At 32.8% G+C, this 23937-nt stretch carries 23 protein-coding genes; 18 read left to right on the plus strand and 5 right to left on the minus strand.

Going from position 1 to position 23937, the window contains the following annotated elements; genetic code table 11:
• The first annotated feature begins 55 nt into the window (after positions 1 to 55).
• The 7 genes from NRK67_07575 to NRK67_07605 all read left to right on the plus strand — a co-directional run bounded on the left by NRK67_07575 (position 56) and on the right by NRK67_07605 (position 6969).
• Positions 56 to 718, plus strand: a complete 663-nt coding sequence (locus NRK67_07575) for a hypothetical protein (GenBank protein UUV19298.1) — start codon at positions 56 to 58, stop codon at positions 716 to 718.
• 8 nt (positions 719 to 726) lie between these two features.
• Positions 727 to 1455: a lipopolysaccharide biosynthesis protein gene (locus NRK67_07580; GenBank protein UUV19299.1), complete on the plus strand. Its 729-nt coding sequence runs from the start codon at positions 727 to 729 to the stop codon at positions 1453 to 1455.
• The gene (locus tag NRK67_07585; protein ID UUV19300.1) at positions 1452 to 2504 is read left to right on the plus strand and encodes a glycosyltransferase family 9 protein; all 1053 of its coding nucleotides are present in this window, start codon (positions 1452 to 1454) and stop codon (positions 2502 to 2504) included. The genes NRK67_07580 and NRK67_07585 overlap by 4 nt, the downstream gene beginning before the upstream one ends.
• 113 nt (positions 2505 to 2617) lie before the next feature.
• Positions 2618 to 3649: a lipopolysaccharide heptosyltransferase II gene (waaF, locus tag NRK67_07590; protein ID UUV19301.1), complete on the plus strand. Its 1032-nt coding sequence runs from the start codon at positions 2618 to 2620 to the stop codon at positions 3647 to 3649.
• A 51-nt stretch (positions 3650 to 3700) separates the two neighbouring features.
• A complete protein-coding gene (locus NRK67_07595) occupies positions 3701 to 4381 on the plus strand; it encodes a lipopolysaccharide biosynthesis protein (GenBank protein ID UUV19302.1) in 681 nt (226 codons plus the stop codon).
• A gap of 226 nt (positions 4382 to 4607) precedes the next feature.
• Positions 4608 to 4919, plus strand: a complete 312-nt coding sequence (locus tag NRK67_07600; GenBank protein UUV19303.1) for a hypothetical protein — start codon at positions 4608 to 4610, stop codon at positions 4917 to 4919.
• 25 nt (positions 4920 to 4944) lie between these two features.
• A complete protein-coding gene (locus tag NRK67_07605; protein ID UUV19304.1) occupies positions 4945 to 6969 on the plus strand; it encodes an LTA synthase family protein in 2025 nt (674 codons plus the stop codon).
• A 70-nt stretch (positions 6970 to 7039) separates the two neighbouring features.
• Here NRK67_07605 and NRK67_07610 read toward each other — a convergent pair whose 3' ends face one another.
• The 5 genes from NRK67_07610 to NRK67_07630 all read right to left on the minus strand — a co-directional run bounded on the left by NRK67_07610 (position 7040) and on the right by NRK67_07630 (position 10373).
• A complete protein-coding gene (locus tag NRK67_07610) occupies positions 7040 to 7582 on the minus strand; it encodes a 2-oxoacid:acceptor oxidoreductase family protein (protein UUV19901.1) in 543 nt (180 codons plus the stop codon).
• A complete protein-coding gene (locus NRK67_07615) occupies positions 7579 to 8328 on the minus strand; it encodes a thiamine pyrophosphate-dependent enzyme (protein ID UUV19305.1) in 750 nt (249 codons plus the stop codon). Before NRK67_07615 ends, NRK67_07610 begins: the two co-directional genes overlap by 4 nt.
• Positions 8328 to 9389 (minus strand): 3-methyl-2-oxobutanoate dehydrogenase subunit VorB, encoded by a 1062-nt coding sequence (locus NRK67_07620; GenBank protein ID UUV19306.1) that lies wholly within the window; start codon positions 9387 to 9389, stop codon positions 8328 to 8330. The genes NRK67_07615 and NRK67_07620 overlap by 1 nt, the downstream gene beginning before the upstream one ends.
• Before the next feature lie 18 nt (positions 9390 to 9407).
• Positions 9408 to 9629 (minus strand): 4Fe-4S binding protein, encoded by a 222-nt coding sequence (locus tag NRK67_07625; protein ID UUV19307.1) that lies wholly within the window; start codon positions 9627 to 9629, stop codon positions 9408 to 9410.
• A gap of 69 nt (positions 9630 to 9698) precedes the next feature.
• Entirely contained in the window at positions 9699 to 10373 is a 675-nt protein-coding gene (locus NRK67_07630; protein ID UUV19308.1) for an ATP-binding protein, read from the minus strand.
• Positions 10374 to 10676: 303 nt separating this feature from the next.
• Here NRK67_07630 and NRK67_07635 point away from each other — a divergent pair, with 303 nt between their 5' ends.
• The 11 genes from NRK67_07635 to NRK67_07685 all read left to right on the plus strand — a co-directional run bounded on the left by NRK67_07635 (position 10677) and on the right by NRK67_07685 (position 23859).
• Positions 10677 to 11057, plus strand: coding sequence for a RidA family protein (locus NRK67_07635; protein UUV19309.1), 381 nt, complete (start codon positions 10677 to 10679; stop codon positions 11055 to 11057).
• 368 nt (positions 11058 to 11425) lie between these two features.
• Positions 11426 to 13228 (plus strand): ABC transporter substrate-binding protein, encoded by a 1803-nt coding sequence (locus tag NRK67_07640; protein ID UUV19310.1) that lies wholly within the window; start codon positions 11426 to 11428, stop codon positions 13226 to 13228.
• A gap of 428 nt (positions 13229 to 13656) precedes the next feature.
• Entirely contained in the window at positions 13657 to 15447 is a 1791-nt protein-coding gene (locus tag NRK67_07645; GenBank protein UUV19311.1) for an ABC transporter substrate-binding protein, read from the plus strand.
• A 54-nt stretch (positions 15448 to 15501) separates the two neighbouring features.
• Positions 15502 to 16533 carry an ABC transporter permease gene (locus NRK67_07650; protein ID UUV19312.1) on the plus strand — a complete coding sequence of 344 codons (1032 nt, stop codon included), beginning with the start codon at positions 15502 to 15504 and terminating at the stop codon, positions 16531 to 16533.
• Positions 16533 to 17537, plus strand: a complete 1005-nt coding sequence (locus NRK67_07655) for an ABC transporter permease (protein ID UUV19313.1) — start codon at positions 16533 to 16535, stop codon at positions 17535 to 17537. The genes NRK67_07650 and NRK67_07655 overlap by 1 nt, the downstream gene beginning before the upstream one ends.
• Positions 17538 to 18539: an ABC transporter ATP-binding protein gene (locus NRK67_07660; GenBank protein UUV19314.1), complete on the plus strand. Its 1002-nt coding sequence runs from the start codon at positions 17538 to 17540 to the stop codon at positions 18537 to 18539.
• Positions 18529 to 19524: an ATP-binding cassette domain-containing protein gene (locus NRK67_07665; protein ID UUV19315.1), complete on the plus strand. Its 996-nt coding sequence runs from the start codon at positions 18529 to 18531 to the stop codon at positions 19522 to 19524. Before NRK67_07660 ends, NRK67_07665 begins: the two co-directional genes overlap by 11 nt.
• The gene (locus tag NRK67_07670) at positions 19517 to 19738 is read left to right on the plus strand and encodes a hypothetical protein (GenBank protein ID UUV19316.1); all 222 of its coding nucleotides are present in this window, start codon (positions 19517 to 19519) and stop codon (positions 19736 to 19738) included. The genes NRK67_07665 and NRK67_07670 overlap by 8 nt, the downstream gene beginning before the upstream one ends.
• 69 nt (positions 19739 to 19807) lie before the next feature.
• Positions 19808 to 21574 carry a M3 family oligoendopeptidase gene (locus NRK67_07675; GenBank protein ID UUV19317.1) on the plus strand — a complete coding sequence of 589 codons (1767 nt, stop codon included), beginning with the start codon at positions 19808 to 19810 and terminating at the stop codon, positions 21572 to 21574.
• A gap of 155 nt (positions 21575 to 21729) precedes the next feature.
• Positions 21730 to 23121, plus strand: coding sequence for an aminopeptidase (locus tag NRK67_07680; GenBank protein ID UUV19318.1), 1392 nt, complete (start codon positions 21730 to 21732; stop codon positions 23119 to 23121).
• A gap of 129 nt (positions 23122 to 23250) precedes the next feature.
• Positions 23251 to 23859, plus strand: coding sequence for a methyltransferase domain-containing protein (locus NRK67_07685; protein ID UUV19319.1), 609 nt, complete (start codon positions 23251 to 23253; stop codon positions 23857 to 23859).
• The last annotated feature ends 78 nt before the right edge of the window (positions 23860 to 23937 follow it).

The raw sequence follows: 23937 nt of genomic DNA on the forward strand, positions 1-23937 counted from the left end.
ACATGAATGAAATAGTAAGAGGGATTAATTAAAAATAGATGAGGTGGAGAAAAAAATGTTAGACGGAGATTATTTTAGAGGTTATTTTGACTCTGGAGAACTAAAAAAGAAAAAGTGTTTAAGAGATTATCACGGTAGAAGAAATGTTTATATCGAAGAAATAGATGGAGAAATATATTATATAAAAAAATATCGACCACATAAACAAAGAAAAAGAGGAATAGCGTTTGGAGTAACCAGAGATAGAGCAGAACACTATAAATATATATCGGAAAAATTAAAAAAAATAGGTATTCTTCATGCACAACCTCTTGTAGTTTTAGTAAATAGGATCTCTTTTTTCGAAAGGGAATCATTGTATGTAACCAAAGATTTAGGAACTCCGTTTAACGAAAGTCAAAGAACTAAGAAACATTTAAAAATTTTTTTCGAATACTTTTTGTTACTTTTAGAAAATGAAATTTATCCAACAGATTATAATCTAGGAGGAGCGTTGATAGGTAAAGATAACGAACTCTACTTAATAGATTTTGATGCTTATAGGTTAAAATGGATTGTAACTAAAAAATTTAAAAAGTATGTTCTAGAAAAATATAAGAAAAATTTTTATGAGGACTACGAAGAAGAAAATAGTAAAAAAATATTAAATGACTTTAGAAAATATAGTGATCTTATTAAAGAAAATATAGAAAAAGTAAAAGCGATATTAAAATTATAGGTGGTAATATGGAGATTCTAAAAGAAAAATATAAAAATTGGGACATTTACTATTTAGAAGATAATAAAAAACTCTTAGATTTAGGGAAGGGTTTAGCTGACGGAAGAAAAATAGAGGTTGAAAAAGTATATAAAGAAAGTCAAAGGAATTATGTAGCTAAGATTAAATTTGATGATAAATATTATGTATTAAAATCGCCTAGAAATGAGTATAGAATTCCACAAAGAAGGTTTTTTACTAGATTTAAAGATGGCGAAGTGTTAACTACATTAAAAAATATAACTAATTTAAGAAAAAAAGGATTAGATATTTTTGCTAACCCTCTATTAGCTATGACCAAGAGAAAAAAAGGTGTAATAATAGAATCTTATATAATATTAGAGTATATAGACGGAGAAAACGCAGGCGAAAAAAAGGATGAAGCTGTAGAGTTGGTAAAAAAAATGCATAGTTTTAAAGTTTATCATGGAGATTTCAATCCCGGTAATTTTGTATTTGATGGAGATAAACTAAAAGTAATTGATACTCAAGCAAAACAATATCGTTTTGGAGAATACAGAGCTCATTATGATATGTTGACAATGAAAATGGATTCATATCGTGAAATGGAATATCCGTATAAAAAAGATTTCTGGTTTTATTTAGCTTTATTATTAAAAAAATATAAGAGAAATACTATTGTTGAAAAAATAAAAAAATGGAAGAAAAAGAAGAGAGATCAAGGGTGGAAGATATGAAAAAAATATTAATAGTAAGGTTTAAACAAATAGGGGATTCACTTTTAGCTACTCCCATATGTGAGTCGTTAAGAAAAACATATCCAAATGCCAGGATAGATTATGTAGTCTATGATCATATAGGACCTTTATTTGAGGGGCACCCTGCAATAGACAATGTAATATCCATAACTAAGGAAGAAAGAAAAAATCCTTTGAAATATATAGCTAAGGTATGGAAGGTAACCAGGCTAAAGTATGATGTTATAATAGATATTATGTCTACTCCTAAATCTGAATTATTTACACTATTGGGAAGATCAGCAGAATATCGTATAGGAAGGTGGAAACCCAAAAGAGGATATACTTATACTCATTCAGTGAAAGAGCCTAAGGTATCTCGTGATAAGGTAGATAAATTTTTACATATGCTAAAGCCATTGGAAGATGCTGGAATAGATATAAAATATGATACAACTTACAGGGTAGTATTGGCAGATAATGAAAAAAATATGATGAAGGACAGGATGATAGATGCCGGGGTAAATTTTAATAAGCCTATTTTTGCATTTGCTATAAACAGCAGAAGACCTGAAAAAATATGGAACCCTGAAAACATGAAAAAATTGATTACAATTATTTTGGAGAAATACGATGCCCAGGGAATATTTTATTATTCGCCGGCAGAGAGAGAATTTGCAAAAAATATGCACAGAGAATTAGAGGACAGAGAAGATATCTTTTCTAATATAGAGACTAAGTCTATAAGAGAGTTAGCTATGCTGCTTTCTAATTGCGATATGTTTTTAGGAAATGAAGGTGGTCCCAGGCATATAGCTCAAGGGCTTGATATACCTAGTTTTGCTATATTTTCACCCAGGGCAGAGAAGAAAGAGTGGCTGTCTAATGCCAATGATAGGCATCGTGGTATAGAACCAAATGATATTCTTATGGAACTGAATATAGAGGAGCTAGAAACTTCCAAAGAGGAATATGAGTTAATAACACCTGAAAGAGTTTTACCTATAATAGATGATATGATAGGCAACTATATAAATAAAAAATATTAATAGGTGTAAAGGAGAAAGAATTTCTTTCTCCTTTTATATATTTTATTAAATATGTTATAATAATGAGCAATTATGTATATGAACAAAAATAAAATGATAGAGGAGGCTTTAATTTGAAAAAAATATTAATAATACATACGGCATTTATTGGAGATATAATTTTATCAACTCCTCTAATAAGAAAATTAAAGGCTAAGTATATAGATGAAGGGTGCAGTATAACCTATGTAACTACTCCAGCAGGAGCCAGTGTGTTGAAAAATAATCCGGATTTGGATGAGATCATAGCCTATGATAAAAGAGGGGCTCATAGAGGATTTAAGGGGCTTTATCTGCTAGGGAAAAGACTTAATTATAAGGGGTTTGATGAGGTGATAATTCCTCACAGATATTTGAGAAGTTCTATCCTAGCCAGATTGACTGGTGCTCCTACAAGAATTGGGTATGATAACGCCAGTGGAGGCTTTTTATTGACTAAAAAAATTCCTTACGATAAATCTAAGCATGAGGTAGAAAAATTATTGTCATTTGTAGAATTAGATAATTTCACCGATGATAAACTATCTCTTTATCCTAGTGAGGTAGAGGGACAAAAGATAGATGAGATCTGGAAAAAGAATAATTTAGACACGAAAAAAATAATTTTAGTTGCTCCTGGAAGTAAATGGTTCACCAAGAGGTGGCCGCTGGAATACTTCAACGAACTTCTAAAAAAGTTGGCAAGAAAAAGTGAATATAGAGTTGTCCTTATTGGGGGGCATGAAGAATCTATGCTTAATATGTATACGGACAAAAATATAATAAATTTGATGGGCAAAACGAGTCTTTTGGATGTAGCGGAACTTTGCAGGAGAAGTAATGTAATAGTTACCAATGACAGTTCACCTATCCACATAGCTTCAGCTTTTGAAAAGTTACATATAATAGCTCTTTTTGGAGCAACAACCAAGGAATTAGGGTTCTTTCCATGGTCGAAGAATTCAGAGGTACTGGAAAATAAAGAGTTAGACTGTAGACCTTGTGGGTTACATGGAGGCGATAGATGTCCTAAAGGACACTTTAAGTGTATGCTAGAGATTAAGCCGGAAAGAGTATATGAAAGAGTAGTTAAAAGTCTTAAAGAGAAAGAGGAAAATTTAAATTAATGAATTATTTTTTCTAATCAAGGTAGCTGCCTAAAAGGCAAGAGGGGTCAGATGAAAATAAAAAAAAGTAATGATATGATTATTTATTATAGAGAGGATAAGTATTTAAAAATATTGGATGATTTAGAAAATTTAAAGGTAGAAAAGGTATTTAAAGATGATAATAGGAGTAAAGTTAGTTTATTTACTTTTGAAGGCGAGAAATTAGTCTTTAAAGTTCCGAGAGAAAAAAACAGCCGTAAATGGCAAAGGTTTCTGTCTATCTTTAGAGGTTCGGAATCTTATCGTGAATTTATACAGGCAGAAAAGATATATAAGGCAGGGCTGCTGACATACAGACCAATCTTAGCCTTTGAAAGAAAAAGAGATGGTTTTGTGGTAGACTCTTATTTTGTATGTGAATATCTTTCCGGGGAAACAGGGTCGATAAAACATTTAGAGGTTATTAAAAATGAGCTGGATAAGATCCATGAATCTGGATATTTACACGGCGATTCCCAGCTGGTTAATTTTATTATTGATAACAAACATGTCTATATTATAGATTCAAAGTTTTCAAAAAATAAATATGGGAAATTTGGAGCCAGGTATGAATATATCTATTTAGAAGAGAGCTGCCCCAGAGAGATAGAGTATGAAAAAGATGATATTTATTATAGGGGAGCGAAAGGTTTAAATAATTTACTTCATTGGTGGGGAAGAACAAAGAAAAAGCTAAAGGGAAAAAAATAAATATGGAAAGTTATTAAAGTCAGGAGGGAGAAAAATAAAGATAATAGTAGATCATAAAGACACAAAAGTTTATTATGATAAAAATAAACAAATATATATAAAAGAGTTTTATCCAAAGTTTAAAGAAAAAATAAAATATTTTTTTAGGTTAAGAAAATATCCAGGAGAAAATTTTTATTTTGTTACAGAAGTATTAAAAAAAATAGGCATAAAGGTTCCGGAAGTTATGGAATATTCTAAATATAAAGTGGTAACTAGGGATATTGAAGGTGTTGTATTAAGAGAATATTTAAAAAAAGATGACTCTATATTAAAAGATTTTTTAGATATAATAGTAAAAATATTAAAAAATAAAATATATTACAGTGATTTTAATACTAAAAATTTTATAGTTAAAGATGGAGAAATTTACGCTATAGATCTCGAAGGCTACAAGACAAAAATGATGGCAGTTAAAACAAAAAAAGAACTGCATGATAGATTACAAAAAGCTTTGAAAAATGATGATTGGGTAAGATATATAGAGGAAAGGTTGTAAAAAATAAAAAAATGGGGGAGTTGGAATGGTAAAAAAAGGAATATTAAAGAGTTTTGTAATACAATATATTTTAATATTGATTACCTTATGTTTTACAAGAGTTTGGTTTTTAAACGTAAATAATGATAGTACTTTGACATGGGAAGAAATTTTTAAAGGATTTTATATAGGAGTTAAGTTTGATGCATCTATCGGTGGAATGATAATGGCAGTTTTACTTTTATTATTTTTATTATCCAGGGTAATACCGTTAAAAAAAATATGGTTTAAAATCTCCATGGGAATCTATGGAATTTTAATGTTGATAACAATATTTTTTTCAGCAGGAAATGCTTATTATTACAGGGAATTTGAGACTCAGCTAGATGCATCTATCTTTGAATATGCAGGAGATACTGAGATATATGGAAATATGGGAGCCATTTTTAATTTGCCACTTATATACAGTTTAATATGTATACTGACAATAATAAACCTATGTCTGTCTTATAAAAATTTAAAAGAAGTCTATTTAACTGACAGGCTGGGAAAGGTAAAGAAGAATATATTTATTTTTATAGTTTTAATTTTAGTTGTATTTATTGGAATAAGAGGATTACAGAATAGACCTAGAAATGTAGAACATGGATTCTTTTCTAAGAAAAATTTAGCAAACCAGATGACACAAAATGGTATGCTGTCTCTGATCCATTCAATAGACAGGCAGAGAGAATTTAAAAATATCGATATGAAAAAATTAGAATTTTTTGATAACGATGAGTTGATTAAAAGAAGCAGGGAATTAGTGGGAACTGAAAATAATGAATTTTTAAGTGATCAAAATCCTCTGCTTAGAATTACAGATACAAAAAATCCACTGAAAAATAAAAATGTAGTTCTGATCATAGCTGAAAGTTTTTCAGGACAATATATAGGAGCACTTGGGCATAATGATCCTGATTTGGCACCTTATTTTAGTGAATTATCTAAAAAAGGAGTCTTGTTTACCAGCTTCTATGGAAATGGTACAAGAACAAGAAATGGTGTATTGTCTACCAATGTGTCTTTCCCGGTACAGGTAGGAAGAGATCTGATGCGTGATCCGGCTGTGCAAAAACCATTTTATGGTCTGCCTAGAATATTAAAAGACAGAGGTTATAACACTAATTTTTATCATGGATCCAGATTGAACTTTGATAATATGCAGGGAGTTCTTCTGACTAACGGGATGGATAATTTTACCGGAAAAAAAGATTTTCCCAAAGAAATAACTTCCAAATATCACTGGGGTGCACCGGATACAGTATTGTTTAACAGGAGTGCTAAAGAGATAAAAAAATTAAAGGAACCATTCTTTGCTGAGATACTTACTATATCCAATCATAGTCCATTTGAAATACCAAAGGAATATGACAGGCTGGAGGAGTATAGAGCAAAGTATGGACACAGAGATGAAAACCCAGACAATGATACTTCAGAGATGTTAAGGTATAGTGCATTTAGATATGCTGATACAGCACTTAAACAATTCTTTGAAAAAATAAAAGATGAATCTTGGTATATGGATACACTTTTTGTGGTTGTATCAGATCATCCGGTGAAAGGGTTGCATAATAATATTCCAATGCTGCTTTATACACCAGACGGGTCATTGAAACCTCAGAAGGTAGATAGTGTAGGAGCACAGGTAGATATCCTTCCTACTATTATGGGTTATTTAGGCGGATCATATAAGAATGCGTCATGGGGAAAAGATCTGCTCAACGCAAAAGACGGTGAGAGGATGGCTTATACAAAATCTCCTAAGGAATTTGAAAAAGCAGTAATTATGTATAAAGATTATTACTATGAAAAAAATGGAAGAAATTTTACCCTTAGAGATAGGAAAACATTAAAAAATATAGATTCTAAAGGGAAAGAAAAAGATATAGAAAAGATGGAAGACTTCATAAAATTACACCTGCAGTTATCAGAAACTATGGTTAGAAAGAGAAGTTTTGCAGATGTAGATGATGATATGTCGTTAAAAGATTTAAAAGTTGTTAAGAATAAGTCGGAAAAGAAAAAATAGCGGATTATAAAAAAAGGAGTTGAGAACTATGTTCTCGACTCCTTTTAAATTGAATTATATAGAAAAAAGCTTATTTTACTGCTTCTGCACCTTTATTTAAAGCTTCTCTGTTCATAGGAACAAATTTAGCCTTATTTTCTCCGAATACTTTTACGAAAGCTTGTAAAACACTATCTTGCTCTACAGTTTTAGTAAGTTCTAAGAAAGCTCCTAACATAACCATGTTAGCTGCTTTAACAGTTCCACAAGATTCAGCGATTGCATTTGCATCGATATAAAATGCATCTACATCAGTTCTAGTTGTTTTTTCTTTGATTAAAGATGAGTTGATAAGTATTTTCCCCCCAGAAACTACATCTACTTCAAATTTATCTAAAGAAGGTTTATTCATAGCTATTAAACATGTTGCATCTCCTACAACTACAGGTGATCCAATAAGACCATCAGAGACGATAACACCACAGTTAGCAGTTCCTCCTCTCATTTCAGGACCATAAGATGGTAACCATGAAACTTGTTTCTCTTCTATCATTCCAGCATATGCTAATAATTGACCTAAAGACATTACACCTTGTCCACCAAATCCAGCAGCGATTACTTTCTCATTCATTATTTATCCCCTCCTTCAGGAGTTCTGATATTACCTAATGGGTAATATGGAATCATGTTTTCTTCTAACCACTTTAATGAGTCAACAGGAGTCATTCCCCAGTTTGTAGGACAAGTAGATAATACTTCTACGATTCCAAAACCTTCACCATTTATTTGCATTTCAAATGCTTTTTTTATGGCAGCTTTAGTTTTTCTAACACCAGCAGGGTTATGAACAGTAGCTCTTTCAACGAATTTAGCTCCGTCTAAAGTAGCTAACATCTCAGACATTCTCATAGGCATTCCAACTTTTTTAGGATCTCTTCCCAATGGAGCTGTAGTAGCTTTTTGACCTACTAAAGTAGTAGGAGCCATTTGCCCACCAGTCATTCCATAGATAGCATTGTTGATGAATATAGTTGTGAATTTTTCTCCTCTAGCAGCAGCATGAACGATCTCAGCAGCACCGATAGAAGCTAAATCTCCATCACCTTGATAAGTAAATACTACTTTATCAGGATGAACTCTTTTGATACCAGTAGCTACAGCAGGAGCTCTTCCATGGGCAGCTTGGTGAACATCACAATTGAAATATTTATATGCAAGTACAGAACATCCAACCGGTGCAACACCGATAGTTTCTCCTAATACTCCTAATTCTTCTAAAACTTCTCCAACTAATCTATGAACAATTCCGTGAGTACATCCAGGACAGTAGTGAGTTTTAGCATCTGTAAGTCCTTTTGTTTCTTTAAAAACAACTGCCATTATTTAGCACCTCCAACAAGTTTCTTAACTGCTTCTACAACGCCAGCAGGAGTTGGAATAACTCCACCAGTTCTTCCAAAGAATGCAGTAGGTAATTTACCATTTAAAGCTAATCTAACATCTTCGATCATTTGTCCTCTACTCATCTCAACTGTTAATACATTAGTTGTAGTAGAATCTATGTGATCAAATGCTTTCTTAGGGAATGGCCATAATGTAATTGGTCTGATTAGTCCAACTTTAATTCCATCTTTCTCTAAGGCATCGATAGCATTTTTTACAATTCTAGCAGTAGTTCCATAAGCAGCGATTACTATTTCAGCACCTTCTAACTTATATTCTTCCCATCTGCATTCATTTTCTTCCATTAAGTTATATTTTTCTTCTAATCTAATGATGTGATCTTCTAAATCTTGAGCGTCTAAGAATAAAGAGTTAATAACATTAGGTTTTCTCTCTTCTTTAGTTCCATCAGTTGACCATGTTTTGTCCTCTAATTTTCTATGAGGCATCTCTTTAAATTCAACTGGTTCCATCATTTGACCGATCATTCCATCAGCAACTACCATAACTGGAGTTCTGTATTGGTCAGCTACATCAAAAGCTTCTTGAATTAGGTCAACTGTTTCCTGGATAGATGCAGGTGCATATACCGGCATGAAGTAGTCTCCATTACCTCCACCTTTAACTGACATAAAGTAGTCAGATTGAGCAGGTTGAATCCCTCCTAAACCAGGACCCCCTCTCATCATATTTACTATAACAGCTGGTAATTCTGCTCCAGCTAAGTAAGAGATTCCCTCTTGCTTAAGTGCCATACCAGGTGAAGAAGATGAAGTCATTACTCTTGCTCCAGATCCTGCAGCACCATAAACCATGTTTATAGCAGCTACTTCAGATTCAGCTTGAACGAACTCTCCTCCAACTTCAGGAAGTTTTTTAGACATATATTCTGGAATTTCATTTTGTGGTGTGATAGGATAACCGAAGAAATATTTACATCCAGCTTTAATAGCTGCTGCACCGACTGCTTCGTTACCTTTCATAAGTACTTTAGACATTATTTTAGTCCCCCTTTATTAATTTCTTTCAACTGTGATAACAGAATCTGGACACATAAGACCACATTGAGCACAACCGATACATTTATCCTTATTTGCTTCACTTACGTGAGCCGGGTTATACCCCTTTGAGTTTGTAGTGGTTCTATCTAATTCAATTATCTTAACTGGACAGACAGACACACATAGTTGACAACCTTTGCAACGATCTGCATTAAAACTAACTATTCCTTTAGCCATTCTAAACCTCCTAATTTGTATTTACACGGGGTAGGCATAAGACACTACCTTTACGTTTAACTTACTTTTTTAACTCATCCAATTTTCTCTCATGATTAGAGAGGTAGTGATACAGATATCTTTTAATTCTTGAGGGAGCTGTTTTTCTACTTCCTCGATACACGATATATATTTAATTGGAAGATTCAATTTTTTAGAAACTTCCTCAGAAACTTTTTGACCAAATAAAACATCTTCCAATGTAGTTTTTCTCATCATATGAGTATTATTTACAAGGCCGGTAACCTTGATTCCAGTAGTTTTTTCTACAGCCTGTAAGTGAGCTATAACATCTTCGGCATTCTGTGTTTCAGGTCTATAAGCATTGATGATGAAGAACATATCATAATCATCAGGTCTAATTTCCTTAGAGTGACGTGCCAAAGCTCTAGCTCCTACATTATCTCCTCCAACATCCAAAATTAAGTTCCATTCATTACCTACGATCAATGTTTCAACTTCTCCACTGACAGCAGGAATATCAAGAGCTGTTCCCTCGATAGAACTGTATATAACTTTGATTCCCTGTTCTCTTAAAATTTCAGCTTTCTCCCTGCTTCTAAAATAGGGATTAACTACATCCATATCAGCAATGGCAACTTTGTCTTGAGACGCCTTAAGAGCCAAAGAATAGTTGATTGCAAATTCGGTTTTTCCACTTCCGTAGTGACCACAAATAATTCTAATTCTATTATCTTTTAGCATTTTGAACTCCTAAGTTACTATATTTTTAGTACATATAATTGATTATACTTTAAAATTGATGAAAAAGTCAACAAAAAAAAGCTTTTTTTTGATCGGATTAGAATTAAAATAGGATATTATGTTTTGATAACATACGGCCATAATAGGAGTAGCCTTGTATTTACAAAGAATTCCTATAAATCTATCTTTTTTTTATCTTTTGAGAAAAATAAAATTTAAATTTTTTAATTTTTTCGTTGACATAAAATTTAAAAATTGTATAATTTATATAGTAATATCATAATAAAAAATGGAGGTAAAATCATGTCAAAAAGATATATTCATACAGACAATGCACCAGCAGCATTAGGACCATATTCACAAGCGGTAGAAGTAAACGGAACATTATATGTTTCAGGACAAATCCCATTCGTACCAGCTACAATGGAATTAGTATCTGAAGATGTACAAGAGCAAGCTAAACAATCATTAGAAAATGTAAAGGCTATCCTTACTGAAGCTGGGTACTCTTTAGCTGATGTTGTAAAGGCTGGAGTTTTCATCAAAGATATGAATGACTTTGGAAAGATCAATGAGATCTATGCACAATACTTTACAGATACAAAACCTGCTAGAGCTTGTGTAGAAGTAGCTAGATTACCAAAAGATGTTAAAGTTGAGATTGAAGTAATCGCAGTAAAATAATTGAAATAATCTTATAGAATTTAGGAGAATCTTTGGGTTCTTCTATTTTTTTATTACAACTATATTAAAATTAAGGAAAAACTTATGGAAAATAAAGATATTTTATTAATAAATAATTTATACTATATATTAAAGGAATAAAAATAAAAATCGTACTAAAATACAGTACTTTTAATGAAAAAAGTTCGTTATTTATTTTTTTAAGTTATTTATTTTTGGTATCGTTGTGTTTATATTTGCGTTTGTAATTAAAAGTTGCTTAAGAAATGAGAAAATTAGGGTTAAAACTTTTTAAAACTGAAGAATTTATAGTATTACATTAGTATATAGAATGTTTATGTTATAAAAATAAAACTAGGGAGGTAAGAATGAAAAAAAAATTATTAATACTTGGAGTGTTAGCAACCTTGTTATTAACGGGGTGCGGAGGATCGGATAAGGAAACAGCAGGAACTACTGGGGAAAAAGGTAAGGAAACAACCTTTGTAATGGGATCAGCTAACTTTAATGGTGATTTCTATGAGGGGTGGACAAATTCAGCATATGATGCAAATATCAGAAGATTGGTATGGGGTGGAGGACTTTTATCACCGACAGACAAGGGTGAACTAACTTTATCTTCCTTTGTGGAGAGTAAGACATTATCAAAATCTGACCCGTCTAAAGAAAATGATGATGTTTGGACATTTAAGATAAAAGATGGAATGAAGTTTTCAAATGGAGACCCGTTGACAGCTAAGGATGTAAAGTTTACATATGATTTTTATATGGATAAAAAAGCTTTATCGGATACAGGAGCGACAACAAGCCTTCCAGAATATATTGACAGAGTGGAATTAGATGAAGCTAACAACAGTGTGACTTTTTATTTGAAAAAGGTTTTGTATACTATAGATAACACTGTATTCGGAGAAACTATGTATATACTGGATTCTACAAATATTCTTGCAGAATCAGAAAAAGCAGGAGTAAATCCTCAGCAATGGGTAAAGGCAAATATGTCTACTCCAATAGGGTATGGGCCGTATAAGATCGATGAGTATATAGAGTCACAATATGTAAAACTATCTATCAACGAAAACTATCAGGGTAACTTTGAAGGGGAAAAGCCTAGTATAGATCATTTAATAGTTCAAAATGTACCGGAAGAAACTAAGATAACTCAGTTAGTCAGTGGAGAGGTCGACGGGCTTGTAAATATTGGGAAAGAAGAAAATGTAGATGCTGTTTTAGCAGAGACATCAACACTAACAACTAATAACTATTTCCGTCATGGGGGAGGACAGATTACATTCCATAATGATTTTGGACCAGTACAATTGCCGGAAGTAAGAAAGGCTTTTGCATATGAATTTGATAGAATTAAATTTAGAAATATTTTCTTAGGGAAATACGGAATCTCATCTAATGCACCATACTCTAGAAATATGTGGATGATGTATGAGGACGGTGAAAAGCTAGGAACAGAGGGGAAATTTGAAAAATCATTGACTAGTTATGATATCTTAGATGCAGATGGTAACTGGGATGAAGCAGCTAACTTAAAAGAAGCCCATAAATTATTGGATCAGGCTGCAGCTAAAACAGACGGGTTATATGCAAAATTAACTAAGGATGCAGATGGAACTTATCTATGGGAAGGAAAGGAACTTACCCTTAATTTGGCTATCACATCAGCATGGACAGATGCAATCAACCTTACTCTGACTAAGGGAGTTCAAGATAAGTTTGGAATGAAGATCAATGTAGACTCTATGGACTGGTCTATCATGGCTAATAATTTATATGGAAATGCAGCTTTAAGTGAGAGAAAATACCATATGTTTACAGGTGGAACTTCATATGTATTAAAAGCTAATCCTTATGCTGACTGGTCTAAGACAAAGATCTTACCTTATGGAAAAGGATCTTCAAGTAATACACCAAGATATGTCGGTGACGAAGAACTACTTATTGCTATAAGAGATGCTAATCCGTCAACTGATGAAGGAACTGCTAACTACAAGAAAAACTGGAGAAAATGGATTGTAGGAGTCAATAAAGAACTGCCGTCATTACCACTATACTCAAATAACTACTACGATGCTTATACAAATAAGATAGAAAATTTTGAGACAAATGCACTATGGCAATGGCCTTATGCAATAATAAAAGCAGATTTCAAAAAATAATGTTAGGAATTGAAATAATTCAAATTGTTTAATAGAATTTGAGAGGGTCTTCGGATCCTCCTATTTTTATATTAGAAACTACTAGTTTTCAAAATATACAAAGAATAAATTAAGGGAAAAATCATAAAAAATTAAGATGTTTTAATTATATAAATAATTGATAGTGTAATCAATAAATAATATATATATAATACCAAAATATAGAACTATTCATTAGAAAAGTTCATATTTTTTTAAGGAATTTCTAATTTTAAATTGATTATTTTTTGGTATTATGATACTTTTAATTTATGCTTTAAATTAATAAAGAATTATATTTTAATTAAATTATTCGAAAATCAAAATTAAAGTTTTTAAAATCAAGAAAATTATAGTATTACATTAGTATATATAATGATTATGTTCTAAAAAAAACTAGGGAGGAAAGAATGAAGAAAAAATTATTGATACTTGGAGTATTGGCAACTTTATTATTTACAGGTTGCGGTGGATCGGACAAAGAAACAGCAGGGACAACAGAGGGGAAAAGTAAACCTACAACCTTTGTAATGGGATCATCTAATTTTAATGGAGATTTTTACGATGGATGGACAAACTCATCGTATGATGCAAATGTCAGAAGATTAGTATGGGGGGGAGGACTTTTATCACCGACAGATAAGGGTGAATTAGTTTTAGCTTCCTTTGTAGAGAGCAGAACTTTAACAAAATCAGATCCTTCAATGAAGAGTGAAGATATATGGACATTTAAGATAAAGGATGGGATGAAGTTTTCAAATGGAGATCCGTTGACAGCTAAGGATGTAAAATTTACATATGATTTTTACATGGATAAAGAAGCTTTGGGGAATACAGGTGGAACAAGCAGTTTAGATCAATATATTGGGAAAATTGATCTTGATGAAGAGAATAATACAATTACATTCCATTTAAAACAACTTATATATACTGTAGATGCTTCAGCATTTTCAACATTTATTTTAGATTCTACATATATAAGTGTAGGGGCAGAAAAAGACGGAATAACTCCTCAGCAATGGGTAAAGGCAAATATGTCTGCTCCAATAGGTTACGGACCATATAAGATAGATGAATATGTAGAGTCACAATATGTAAAATTGTCTATCAATGAAAATTACCAGGGTAACTTTGAGGGAGAAAAACCGAATATAGATAGATTAATTGTTCAAAATGTACCTGAGGAAACTAAGGTAACTCAATTAGTAACAGGGGAAATTGATGGTATAACAGGATTAATTAAAGAAGAAAATATAGATGCAGCAAAAGGTGATCAAGCTATTGCTACAAATGATTATTTCAGACATGGTGGAGGGCAAATCACATTCCATTCTGATTTTGGACCTGTACAACTACCAGAAGTAAGAAAGGCTTTTGCCTATGAATTTGACAGAATTAAATTCAGAGAGATCTTCTTAGGAAAATACGGAATAGCTTCAAATGCACCATATTCTAGAAATATGTGGATGATGTATGAAGATGGTGAGCAGTTAGGAACAGAGGGAAAATTTGAAAAATCATTGACAAGTTATGATATTTTAGATGCTGATGGTAACTGGGATGAAGGAGCTAACTTAAAAGAAGCGCATAAATTACTGGATGAGGCTGCGGCTAAAACAGATGGATTATATGCAAAATTAACTAAGGATGCAGATGGAACTTATCTATGGGAAGGGAAGGAGCTTACTCTTAATCTGGCTATTACAGCAGCTTGGACAGATGCAGTCAACCTTACTCTGACTAAGGGAGTTCAAGAGGAATTTGGGATTAAGATCAATGTAGATTCTATGGACTGGTCTATCATGGCTAACAACCTATATGGAAATGCAGCTTTAAGCGAAAGGAAATATCATATGTTTACAGGAGGAACTTCATATTCGATAAAATATGATCCATATGCTAACTGGTCTAGTACGAAGATCCTGCCTTATGGAAAAGGATCATCAACTAACAGTGCAAGATATATTGGAGACGAAAAATTACTTGATGAGATCAGATTCTCAAACCCATCAACAGAGGAAGGAACAGCTAGTTATAAAGCTAACTGGAGAAAGTGGATTGTAGAAGTTAATGAAGATCTGCCTTTATTACCGTTATACTCAAATAACTACTATGATGCTTATACAAATAGAGTGGAAAATTTTGAAACAAATGCTTTATGGCAATGGCCTTATGCAATTGTAAAAGCCAGATTTAAATAAACAAATAAATATTAAATAAGCAGAGGGGGCTCTGCTTATTTATTGGAGGTAAATATGGAAAAGGAAAAACAGCAAGGAAAAATAAGAACTCTATTTGATAACGTATTTCCCTATTTAAAATATATAGGAAATAGATTGTTTCACCTCTTACCAGTTGTGATTATAATCTCAATAGTTATATTTACATTGATACAATTGATGCCGGGAGATCCTATCTTAGCGATGATAAATCCAGAGACAACTGCTAATATGACAGAGGAACAAAGGGTAGCATATATAGAGACCATGAGAAAAGTATTGGGATATGATAAACCTGTTATAGTAAGATATTTTTTATGGTGGAAAGATGTATTGACTGCTAATTTTGGTTACTCAGTAGCACTTAATAAGCCTATCAATGAATTTATTGGAAGTTATATTATGAATTCATTCAAAGTTAATATTGTAGGATTTGTTTTAGCTTTCTTGATTGCTATACCTATCGGAATTAAATCAGCAGTAAAGAAAAATACAAGATACGATAAGGTGGTAACTGTAATGTCTATGGTTGGAATTTCCCTTCCTTCATTCTTTATGGCACTGTTATTAGTATTATTATTTTCTGCAGTACTAAGAATCTTACCGTTTTCAGGGATGGTAGATCCTAGAGGTGTAAGACCTGAGTATGTATATTATATCCTGCCAGTTTCAGTAATTGTATTATCATCTCTTGCAGGGTTGATCAGATATATTAGAAACGCCATGATAGAAGTTTTAAAAGCTGACTATATCAGAACTTCCAGAGCAAAGGGATTAGCGGAGAAAGTAGTTATCTACAGACATGCCTTTAAAAATGCATTGATTCCTGTAATTACAATCATTGGATTCTGGATTCCTGCATTATTTGGCGGATCTATCATCGTAGAGAAAATATTTGCATGGCCTGGAATGGGACTTTTGATGAACCAGGCATATCAATTTAAAGACAGGGGAGTTTTATCTACTGTATTGTTATTCTTTGCAGTATTGACATTGTTTGCTAATTTATTTATCGATGTAGGTTATGCATTGGTAGATCCTAGAATAAAAGCAAGGAGGATAAAATAATGAGTAATAATGATAAATTAAATAAACAGCATGAAAAAATTATTTCTCCTACAAGGCAGATAATTGAAAAATTTAAACATAATAAATTAGCAATGGCCGGACTTATTTCATTTATATTTTTAATAATAGTTATAGTAGGAGCTAAATTGTATATACATATTACTAACTATGACTTGGCAAATGTAGATATATCCCAGAAATATATGAAACCAAGTATGGATCATCTATTTGGAACAGATGCCCAGGGAAGAGACTTATTTCTAAGGGTATTAGCTGGTGGATGGATCTCTATACAGGTAGGTCTGTTATCTACTTTCTTATCTGTAATTTTAGGAGTTTCAATTGGAGCCATAGCAGGATTCTTTGGCGGAAAAGTAGACACGTTAATAATGAGGGGAACAGAGATTGTTTCAGCATTTCCATTTTTAGCAATTGCAATGACTATATCTGCTATATTCATGGATTTAGATCCCCAGCTTAGATTATACCTGATAATCTTTATCTTAGGATTCTTAAGGTGGACCGGGTTAGCAAGGATGGTAAGGGGACAGATCCTATCTCTTAGAGAACAAGAGTTTATAGTAGCAACAAAAGCTTTAGGTATCAGCAGTTTTAACCAAATAACAAAGCATTTAGTTCCAAATGTATTAACATATGTAATCGTTAGTGGAACTCTTACATTTGCAGGAGCAATCCTTATGGAATCTTCACTATCATATTTAGGATTATCAGTAACAGAGCCTATTCCTACGTGGGGAAGACTTATCAGTCTGTCTGCTAAGAATGCTATTATAATGACAAATTACTGGTGGACTTGGATCTTCCCGGGATTGGCATTATTTATCTTAATAATGAGTATCAATGTAATCGGAGAAGGGCTGAGAGATTCTGTAGATCCAAAATCTCAATATGTTACTAAGGAACAGAGAATAAGAATTAGAGAAAAGAGAAAAAGAGAGAAAGAAAGACAAAGAAGAAGAAAATTAGCAAAGGCGGCGGTGTAGATGAAAACAAATGAAAACTTACTTGAAATAAGAAATCTGCATACTTATTTCTTTACTAATAAAGGTACGATAAAAGCTGTAAATGGTGTAGATATGGAGATCCAAAGAGGTAGAACTCTTGGGGTTGTAGGAGAATCAGGATCAGGAAAATCTATAACTTCATTCAGTATATTAAAACTTATAGATGATCCCGGTGATATTGTAGACGGAAGTATAATGTTTGATGGTGAAGAACTGTTGGACTATACAGAAGATGAAATGAGACAAATAAGAGGTAATGAGATATCTATGATATTCCAGGAGCCTATGACAAGTTTAAATCCTGTATTGAAGATAGGGGAACAATTAGGAGAGCCACTAATTCTTCATCAGGGTATGGATAAAAACCAGGCTTGGGAAAGATCTATAGACCTTCTAAGAGAGGTTAAGATACCTGAACCAGAAGGAGTAATCCATAACTATCCTCATCAATTATCAGGGGGAATGAGACAAAGGGTAATGATAGCTATGGCACTAGCCTGCGAACCTAAATTACTTATCGCTGACGAGCCGACAACTGCCTTGGATGTAACTATACAGGCGCAGATATTTAACCTTATGAATGACCTAAAGAGAAAACATAATACAGCTATATTATTTATAACCCATGACCTGGGAGCTATAGCAGAATTAGCTGATGACGTAGTAGTAATGTATACAGGAGAAGCAGTAGAAAAAGCTCCAGTAGAGATATTATTCTCAAAAGTTTCAAAGTTTTCTCATCCATACAAAGAAGGATTATTGAACTCTATTCCAAAACTAAATGAAGAGGTGGAATATTTAGATCAAATAGATGGAAGTGTACCTCATCCATTGAACCTTCCAATCGGCTGTAGATTTGCACCTCGTTGCAAGTTTGCTACCCAAAAATGTATCGATGAAAAACCAAATCTTGTAGAGGTAGAACCTAATCATCTGATCAGATGTTTCTATCCAAATAAGGAGCAGAGAGATGGAAAATAGAAAAATAATATTAGAAACTAAAGGGCTTAAGCAACATTTTCCTACCGGGAAAAGAAAAAATGGTGAAAGATTATTTGTCAAGGCAAATGATGGGATAGATATGGTGTTATACGAAGGGGAAACTATAGGAATAGTAGGAGAGTCAGGGTGTGGTAAATCTACATTCGGAAGAAGTCTGCTTAAATTATATAACCCTACAGCAGGAAAAATAGTCTATGACGGTAAAGATATAACGGATCTATCTGTAAAGCAGATGGTACCTTTAAGACGTGAGATGCAGATAATATTCCAAGATCCATATTCATCATTAAATCCTAGGATGACAGTAGGAAATATAATTGGAGAAGCTTTGGTAGAGCACAAGATATACAAAGCTGGATCTAAGGAACTTGAAACATATGTAAAAAAAATAATGAAAACTTGCGGGTTGGATGACTACATGATCTATAGATTCCCTCATGAGTTTAGTGGAGGACAAAGACAAAGAATCGGGATAGCCAGATCTTTGGCTTTAAAACCTAAGTTTATAGTCTGTGATGAGGCTGTATCTGCCCTAGATGTATCTATTCAGTCACAGGTAATAAATTTATTGAATGATTTAAAAAAGGAATTTGGAATGTCATATCTATTTATATCTCATGACCTTTCAGTGGTAAAACATATCTCTGATAGGATTGGGGTAATGTATTTAGGGAACATGGTAGAATTAGCCCCTAAAAAAAATCTATATGCAACTCCTCAGCATCCATACACAAAAGCACTATTATCTTCTATCCCGGAAACGGATCTGGATATCATAAAGAATAGAAAGAGGATTGTATTAGAGGGAGATATTCCTTCAAATGTAACTCCTCCATCTGGATGTAAATTCCATACTAGATGTCCTATCGCTAAGGATGTCTGCAAAGCAGAGGAACCTAAGTGGGAAGAGGTATCAGAGGGTCACTTTGTAGCCTGTCACTATAAGGGTGCGGAACTTGTTTAAAGATAAAGAAAAAGGGACTATGGAAGATTTTGTTTCTAAAAAAGAAAAGCTTAAACGAGAAAATGACGAATTGAAAAAATTGATAGATGAAACAGAATTTGAAAAGAACGATGCTAAAGCACTTATAATTGCAGCACTAACAACTATTGTGCCGGTAGTTTTGGTGGCTTGTTTATTATTTTATCTCCTTATAAAATTTGTTTTTAAATTTTAAGGGGTAGATATAAAAAAAGGAGTTTATTCATCTTAGGGTGGATAAGCTCCTTTTCTTAGGGGAGGAATTATGAATAATTGGAATTTAGATAGATTATATCCGTCATTTGATTCAAATGAGTTTAATGAGGATTTAAGAAGGTTAGACGAAAATATAGCGGAGTTAAACAGTTATAAAGATAGATTAGATGACAAGGTGGAAACTGTAGAAGGGTATATAAAAACTCTGACAAAATCAGCAACTCTATACAGAACTTTAGGAGCGTTTTCATCTCTGACAAAATCTACAAATACATCTGATTTAAATGCAATAAAATATATAAATTTATTATCAAATAAATATTCAGAAACAACAGAGGTAGAGACCAGAGCCAAAAAATGGATAGCAAATTTAGATATCGATGAGATGATAAATAAAAGTGAATTTTTAAAGGAACATGAATTTTATTTGAGACAAATAAAGGAAAATGATAGGTATATTCTGGATGAAAAAACAGAGTTTTTACTCTCTAAATTGGGACAGACAGGGGCAACAGCTTGGAGTAACCTCCACGGAGCTCTTACTTCTACATTGGATGTAGAGATAAACTTAGACGGTGAGGATAAAATAATAACTTTATCAGAAGTAAGAAACTTAGCCCAGGACAAGGATGCAGATATCAGAAAAACAGCTTTTGAAGCAGAATTAAAAGCGTATAAAAAAATAGAAAAATCAATAGCTTCTTCCCTTAACTCTATAAAGGGAGAGGTTAATACTATAAACGATCTCAGAGGTTATGAGATGCCTATCTCAAAGACACTGACAGACTCCAGGATGACAAAGGAAACATTGGATGCATTATTAGATGCGATCAAAGAATATCTTCCATATTTTAGAAAGTATCTAAAGAGAAAAGGTAAGATGTTGGGCTATGAAAATGGGTTGCCTTTTTATGGTTTATTTGCTCCAATTGGCAGTGCAGATAAAGTGTTTACTATTGAGGAAGCACAGAACTATGTGTTGAAAAACTTCGGATCGTTTTCTCCTAAGTTAAGAGGAGTAGCAGAGAGAGCATTCAATGAGAACTGGATCGATTATACTCCTAAAAAAGGAAAGGTCGGAGGAGCATTTTGTGCCAATATACCCCCTATTAAACAAAGCAGAATATTACATAATTTTACAGGAACTTTCTCCGGAGTACTTACCCTAGCCCATGAATTAGGACATGCATATCATGGTGACTGCATATTCGGTCAAAGCATCTTAAATACCAGCTATACCATGCCTGTAGCAGAGACAGCATCTATTATGTGTGAAACTATAGTTATGAAAAATGCATTATTAGACGCAGATAATGAGGAGAAAATCTTCCTTTTAGAGAGTTCATTACAGGATGTAACTCAGGTAACAGTAGATATATTGAGCAGATATATATTTGAAGAAACGGTATTCAATGAAAGAAAGGATAATATCTTAAGTTCGGATCAGTTAAAAGAGATCATGTTAGATGCCCAGAAGAAATCATATGGTGACGGATTAGACGAAGATACTCTGCATCCATATATGTGGGTAAATAAAGGTCATTATTATAGACCCGGGTTGAGTTTTTATAACTTCCCTTATGCATTTGGAGCTTTATTTGGAAGAGGGTTATACTCTCAATATCTAAAAGATAAAGAGGCTTTTTTACCAAAATATGATAATCTGCTTAAACTGACAGGGCAAAAAAATGTAGAAGATGTAGCTAAACTAGCTGATATAGATGTGACGGATATTGCATTTTGGAGAAGTTCATTGGAGCAGGTAAAAGAAGATATAGAGTTATTTTTAGAACTGACAGAGAATTATAAAAAATAAAATAAAATTTAAACTTTATTGTTGAAAAAGCGTAAAAATGTGGTACTATTCAAGTAGGTTTTAACTGTATTTTAGTATTAAATTAAGAAATATAGTTGAAAGTACTGTATTATGATAAACTCCTTTATTGAGGAGTTTAAAAAGGGGAGGAAATAATGTTTTACAAAAAAGAAAATGGATGGAAAGATATTGAGGAATCTGTTAAAAAAAATGTAATGGATTTTTCAGAAGGATACAAAGAATTTTTAGATACAGCTAAAACAGAGAGAGAAGTAATTACTTATTCTCAAAAAATGGCTGAGGCTAATGGTTTCGTAGATGCAGAATCTGTGGAAACGTTAAAAGCCGGGGACAAGGTTTTCTATAATAACAGAGGGAAAAACCTTATCTTAGCAGTTATTGGAAAGGAAGATATTTTAAAGGGAGCTAACTTTGTAGTATCTCATGTAGATTCTCCTAGGTTGGACTTAAAGCAAAATCCATTATATGAAGATGGTGATTTTGCACTTTTACAAACTCACTACTATGGTGGAATAAAGAAATATCAATGGGCATCTAGAGCGTTATCACTACATGGTGTAGTAGCTTTAAAAGGTGGTAAGTTAATAAATATAGTTATCGGTGAAGATCCTACAGATCCTGTATTTGTAATTCCTGATATCCTACCTCATTTAGATAGACATGTACAAAGAGACAGAAAAGCCAATGAAGTATTAAAAGGTGAAGAGATGAACATCTTAGTAGGATCTATTCCTACAACTATGAAAGATGGTGAGATGAAGGAACACTTTAAATACACTATCTTAAAGAAATTAAACGATGATTATGGAATAGTAGAAGAGGACTTTATCTCGGCTGAATTACAATTAGTTCCAGCAGAAAAAGCGAGAGATATCGGTCTTGACAGAGGTATTGTAGGGGCATATGGTCACGACGATAGAATCTGTGGATACACTTCTATGATCTCTATGTTTGACCTGAAGGAAACTCCTAGAAGAACTTCTATCTGTTACTTAGCAGATAAAGAAGAGGTTGGATCTATGGGATCTACAGGATTACAATCTAGATATTTAGATTATTTCATGGGTGATATCATCTATAAGATCTTAGGAGATAAATTTAACGATCAGATCTTAAGAAAAGTGTTATGGAACTCACATGCACTATCATCTGACGTAAACGCTGGTCTTAATCCATTGTTTAAATCTGTTCATGATGAGCAAAATGCAAGTAAATTAGGATATGGAATAGTTCTTACTAAATATACCGGGTCTGGTGGAAAAGGCGGGTCATCTGATGCAGATGCAGAATTTGTAGCAGAACTTAGATCTATATTTGATGATGCAAATATTAAATGGCAGACTGGAATGCTTGGAAAGGTAGACGAAGGTGGAGGCGGAACTGTAGCTATGTTCTTAGCTCACTATGGTATTAGAACTATTGATGCAGGAGCTGCATTATTATCTATGCATTCCCCTATTGAGTTAGCTTCAAAATATGATGTATATGAAATTTACAGAGCTTATAAAGTATTCTATAACTTTTAAATATAAAGTTAAAATAAGAAAAACTGCAGGGAATTCCTCTGCAGTTTTTGTATTTAGAGATAATGTTGATAGAAGAAAAAATTAATACTATACTTTAATTGTATAATAAATATTTAGGTGGAGGTAAAAATGAAGGATATTTTTTCAATATACGATAAGATCAAGATACAAAGAGATATCGAAAAAAAATATTTTAAAGTTGCTCTCAACCCTGTGGGGCAATTTAGGTATACCACAGGACGAAAAGCTTTGGAGTATTTAAAATATGATAGGAAGATAATAGAGCAGCTTCCTGAAATAGTAGCTGCTAGCTACTGTGGAACGGGAAATCCTTTTTTATTAGGAAATATAAAAGATGGGGAAGAGATTTTAGACTTTGGTTGCGGAGCAGGGATCGATCTTATTTTTGCCTCTAAATTAGTGGGGGATCAGGGTAGGGTAGTTGGTTTGGATATGGTTTCTGAGATGTTGGAAAAAGCAAAAAAAAATATAGGCATGATGGACCTAAAAAATACAAGTCTGGTATTGTCTGAGGGTGAAAAATTGATATTTGAAGATGCTGCCTTTGATACAATAATATCTAACAGTGTTTTTAACTTAGTTCCAAATAAAGAATTTCTATTTAAAGAACTGCATAGGGTGCTAAAACCAAATGGGAAATTGATGGTAGTAGATCAACTATTTATAGGAGAAGAGATTAAAGAGCATAGGAAAAGGGTCGATAGCTGGTTTCAATGAGAGGGGGGAGCTATATCAGAAAAGGTTTTTCTGAAAATGCTGGAAGATGCTGGTTTTGTGGAAGTAGAAGTTGTAAAG

The organism is Fusobacteria bacterium ZRK30 (assembly GCA_024628785.1).
GTDB lineage: Bacteria > Fusobacteriota > Fusobacteriia > Fusobacteriales > Fusobacteriaceae > Psychrilyobacter.

Coding starts and splice junctions, on each gene's coding strand:
- NRK67_07660 (UUV19314.1), top strand. CDS start 17,538: ATGAAAACAAATGAAAACTTACTTGAAATAAGAAATCTGCATACTTAT.
- NRK67_07635 (UUV19309.1), top strand. CDS start 10,677: ATGTCAAAAAGATATATTCATACAGACAATGCACCAGCAGCATTAGGA.
- NRK67_07655 (UUV19313.1), top strand. CDS start 16,533: ATGAGTAATAATGATAAATTAAATAAACAGCATGAAAAAATTATTTCT.
- NRK67_07685 (UUV19319.1), top strand. CDS start 23,251: ATGAAGGATATTTTTTCAATATACGATAAGATCAAGATACAAAGAGAT.
- NRK67_07630 (UUV19308.1), bottom strand. CDS start 10,373: ATGCTAAAAGATAATAGAATTAGAATTATTTGTGGTCACTACGGAAGT.
- NRK67_07665 (UUV19315.1), top strand. CDS start 18,529: ATGGAAAATAGAAAAATAATATTAGAAACTAAAGGGCTTAAGCAACAT.
- NRK67_07620 (UUV19306.1), bottom strand. CDS start 9,389: ATGTCTAAAGTACTTATGAAAGGTAACGAAGCAGTCGGTGCAGCAGCT.
- NRK67_07595 (UUV19302.1), top strand. CDS start 3,701: ATGAAAATAAAAAAAAGTAATGATATGATTATTTATTATAGAGAGGAT.
- NRK67_07640 (UUV19310.1), top strand. CDS start 11,426: ATGAAAAAAAAATTATTAATACTTGGAGTGTTAGCAACCTTGTTATTA.
- NRK67_07650 (UUV19312.1), top strand. CDS start 15,502: ATGGAAAAGGAAAAACAGCAAGGAAAAATAAGAACTCTATTTGATAAC.
- NRK67_07615 (UUV19305.1), bottom strand. CDS start 8,328: ATGGCAGTTGTTTTTAAAGAAACAAAAGGACTTACAGATGCTAAAACT.
- NRK67_07585 (UUV19300.1), top strand. CDS start 1,452: ATGAAAAAAATATTAATAGTAAGGTTTAAACAAATAGGGGATTCACTT.
- NRK67_07625 (UUV19307.1), bottom strand. CDS start 9,629: ATGGCTAAAGGAATAGTTAGTTTTAATGCAGATCGTTGCAAAGGTTGT.
- NRK67_07580 (UUV19299.1), top strand. CDS start 727: ATGGAGATTCTAAAAGAAAAATATAAAAATTGGGACATTTACTATTTA.
- NRK67_07680 (UUV19318.1), top strand. CDS start 21,730: ATGTTTTACAAAAAAGAAAATGGATGGAAAGATATTGAGGAATCTGTT.
- NRK67_07645 (UUV19311.1), top strand. CDS start 13,657: ATGAAGAAAAAATTATTGATACTTGGAGTATTGGCAACTTTATTATTT.
- NRK67_07675 (UUV19317.1), top strand. CDS start 19,808: ATGAATAATTGGAATTTAGATAGATTATATCCGTCATTTGATTCAAAT.
- NRK67_07600 (UUV19303.1), top strand. CDS start 4,608: ATGGAATATTCTAAATATAAAGTGGTAACTAGGGATATTGAAGGTGTT.
- NRK67_07575 (UUV19298.1), top strand. CDS start 56: ATGTTAGACGGAGATTATTTTAGAGGTTATTTTGACTCTGGAGAACTA.
- NRK67_07605 (UUV19304.1), top strand. CDS start 4,945: ATGGTAAAAAAAGGAATATTAAAGAGTTTTGTAATACAATATATTTTA.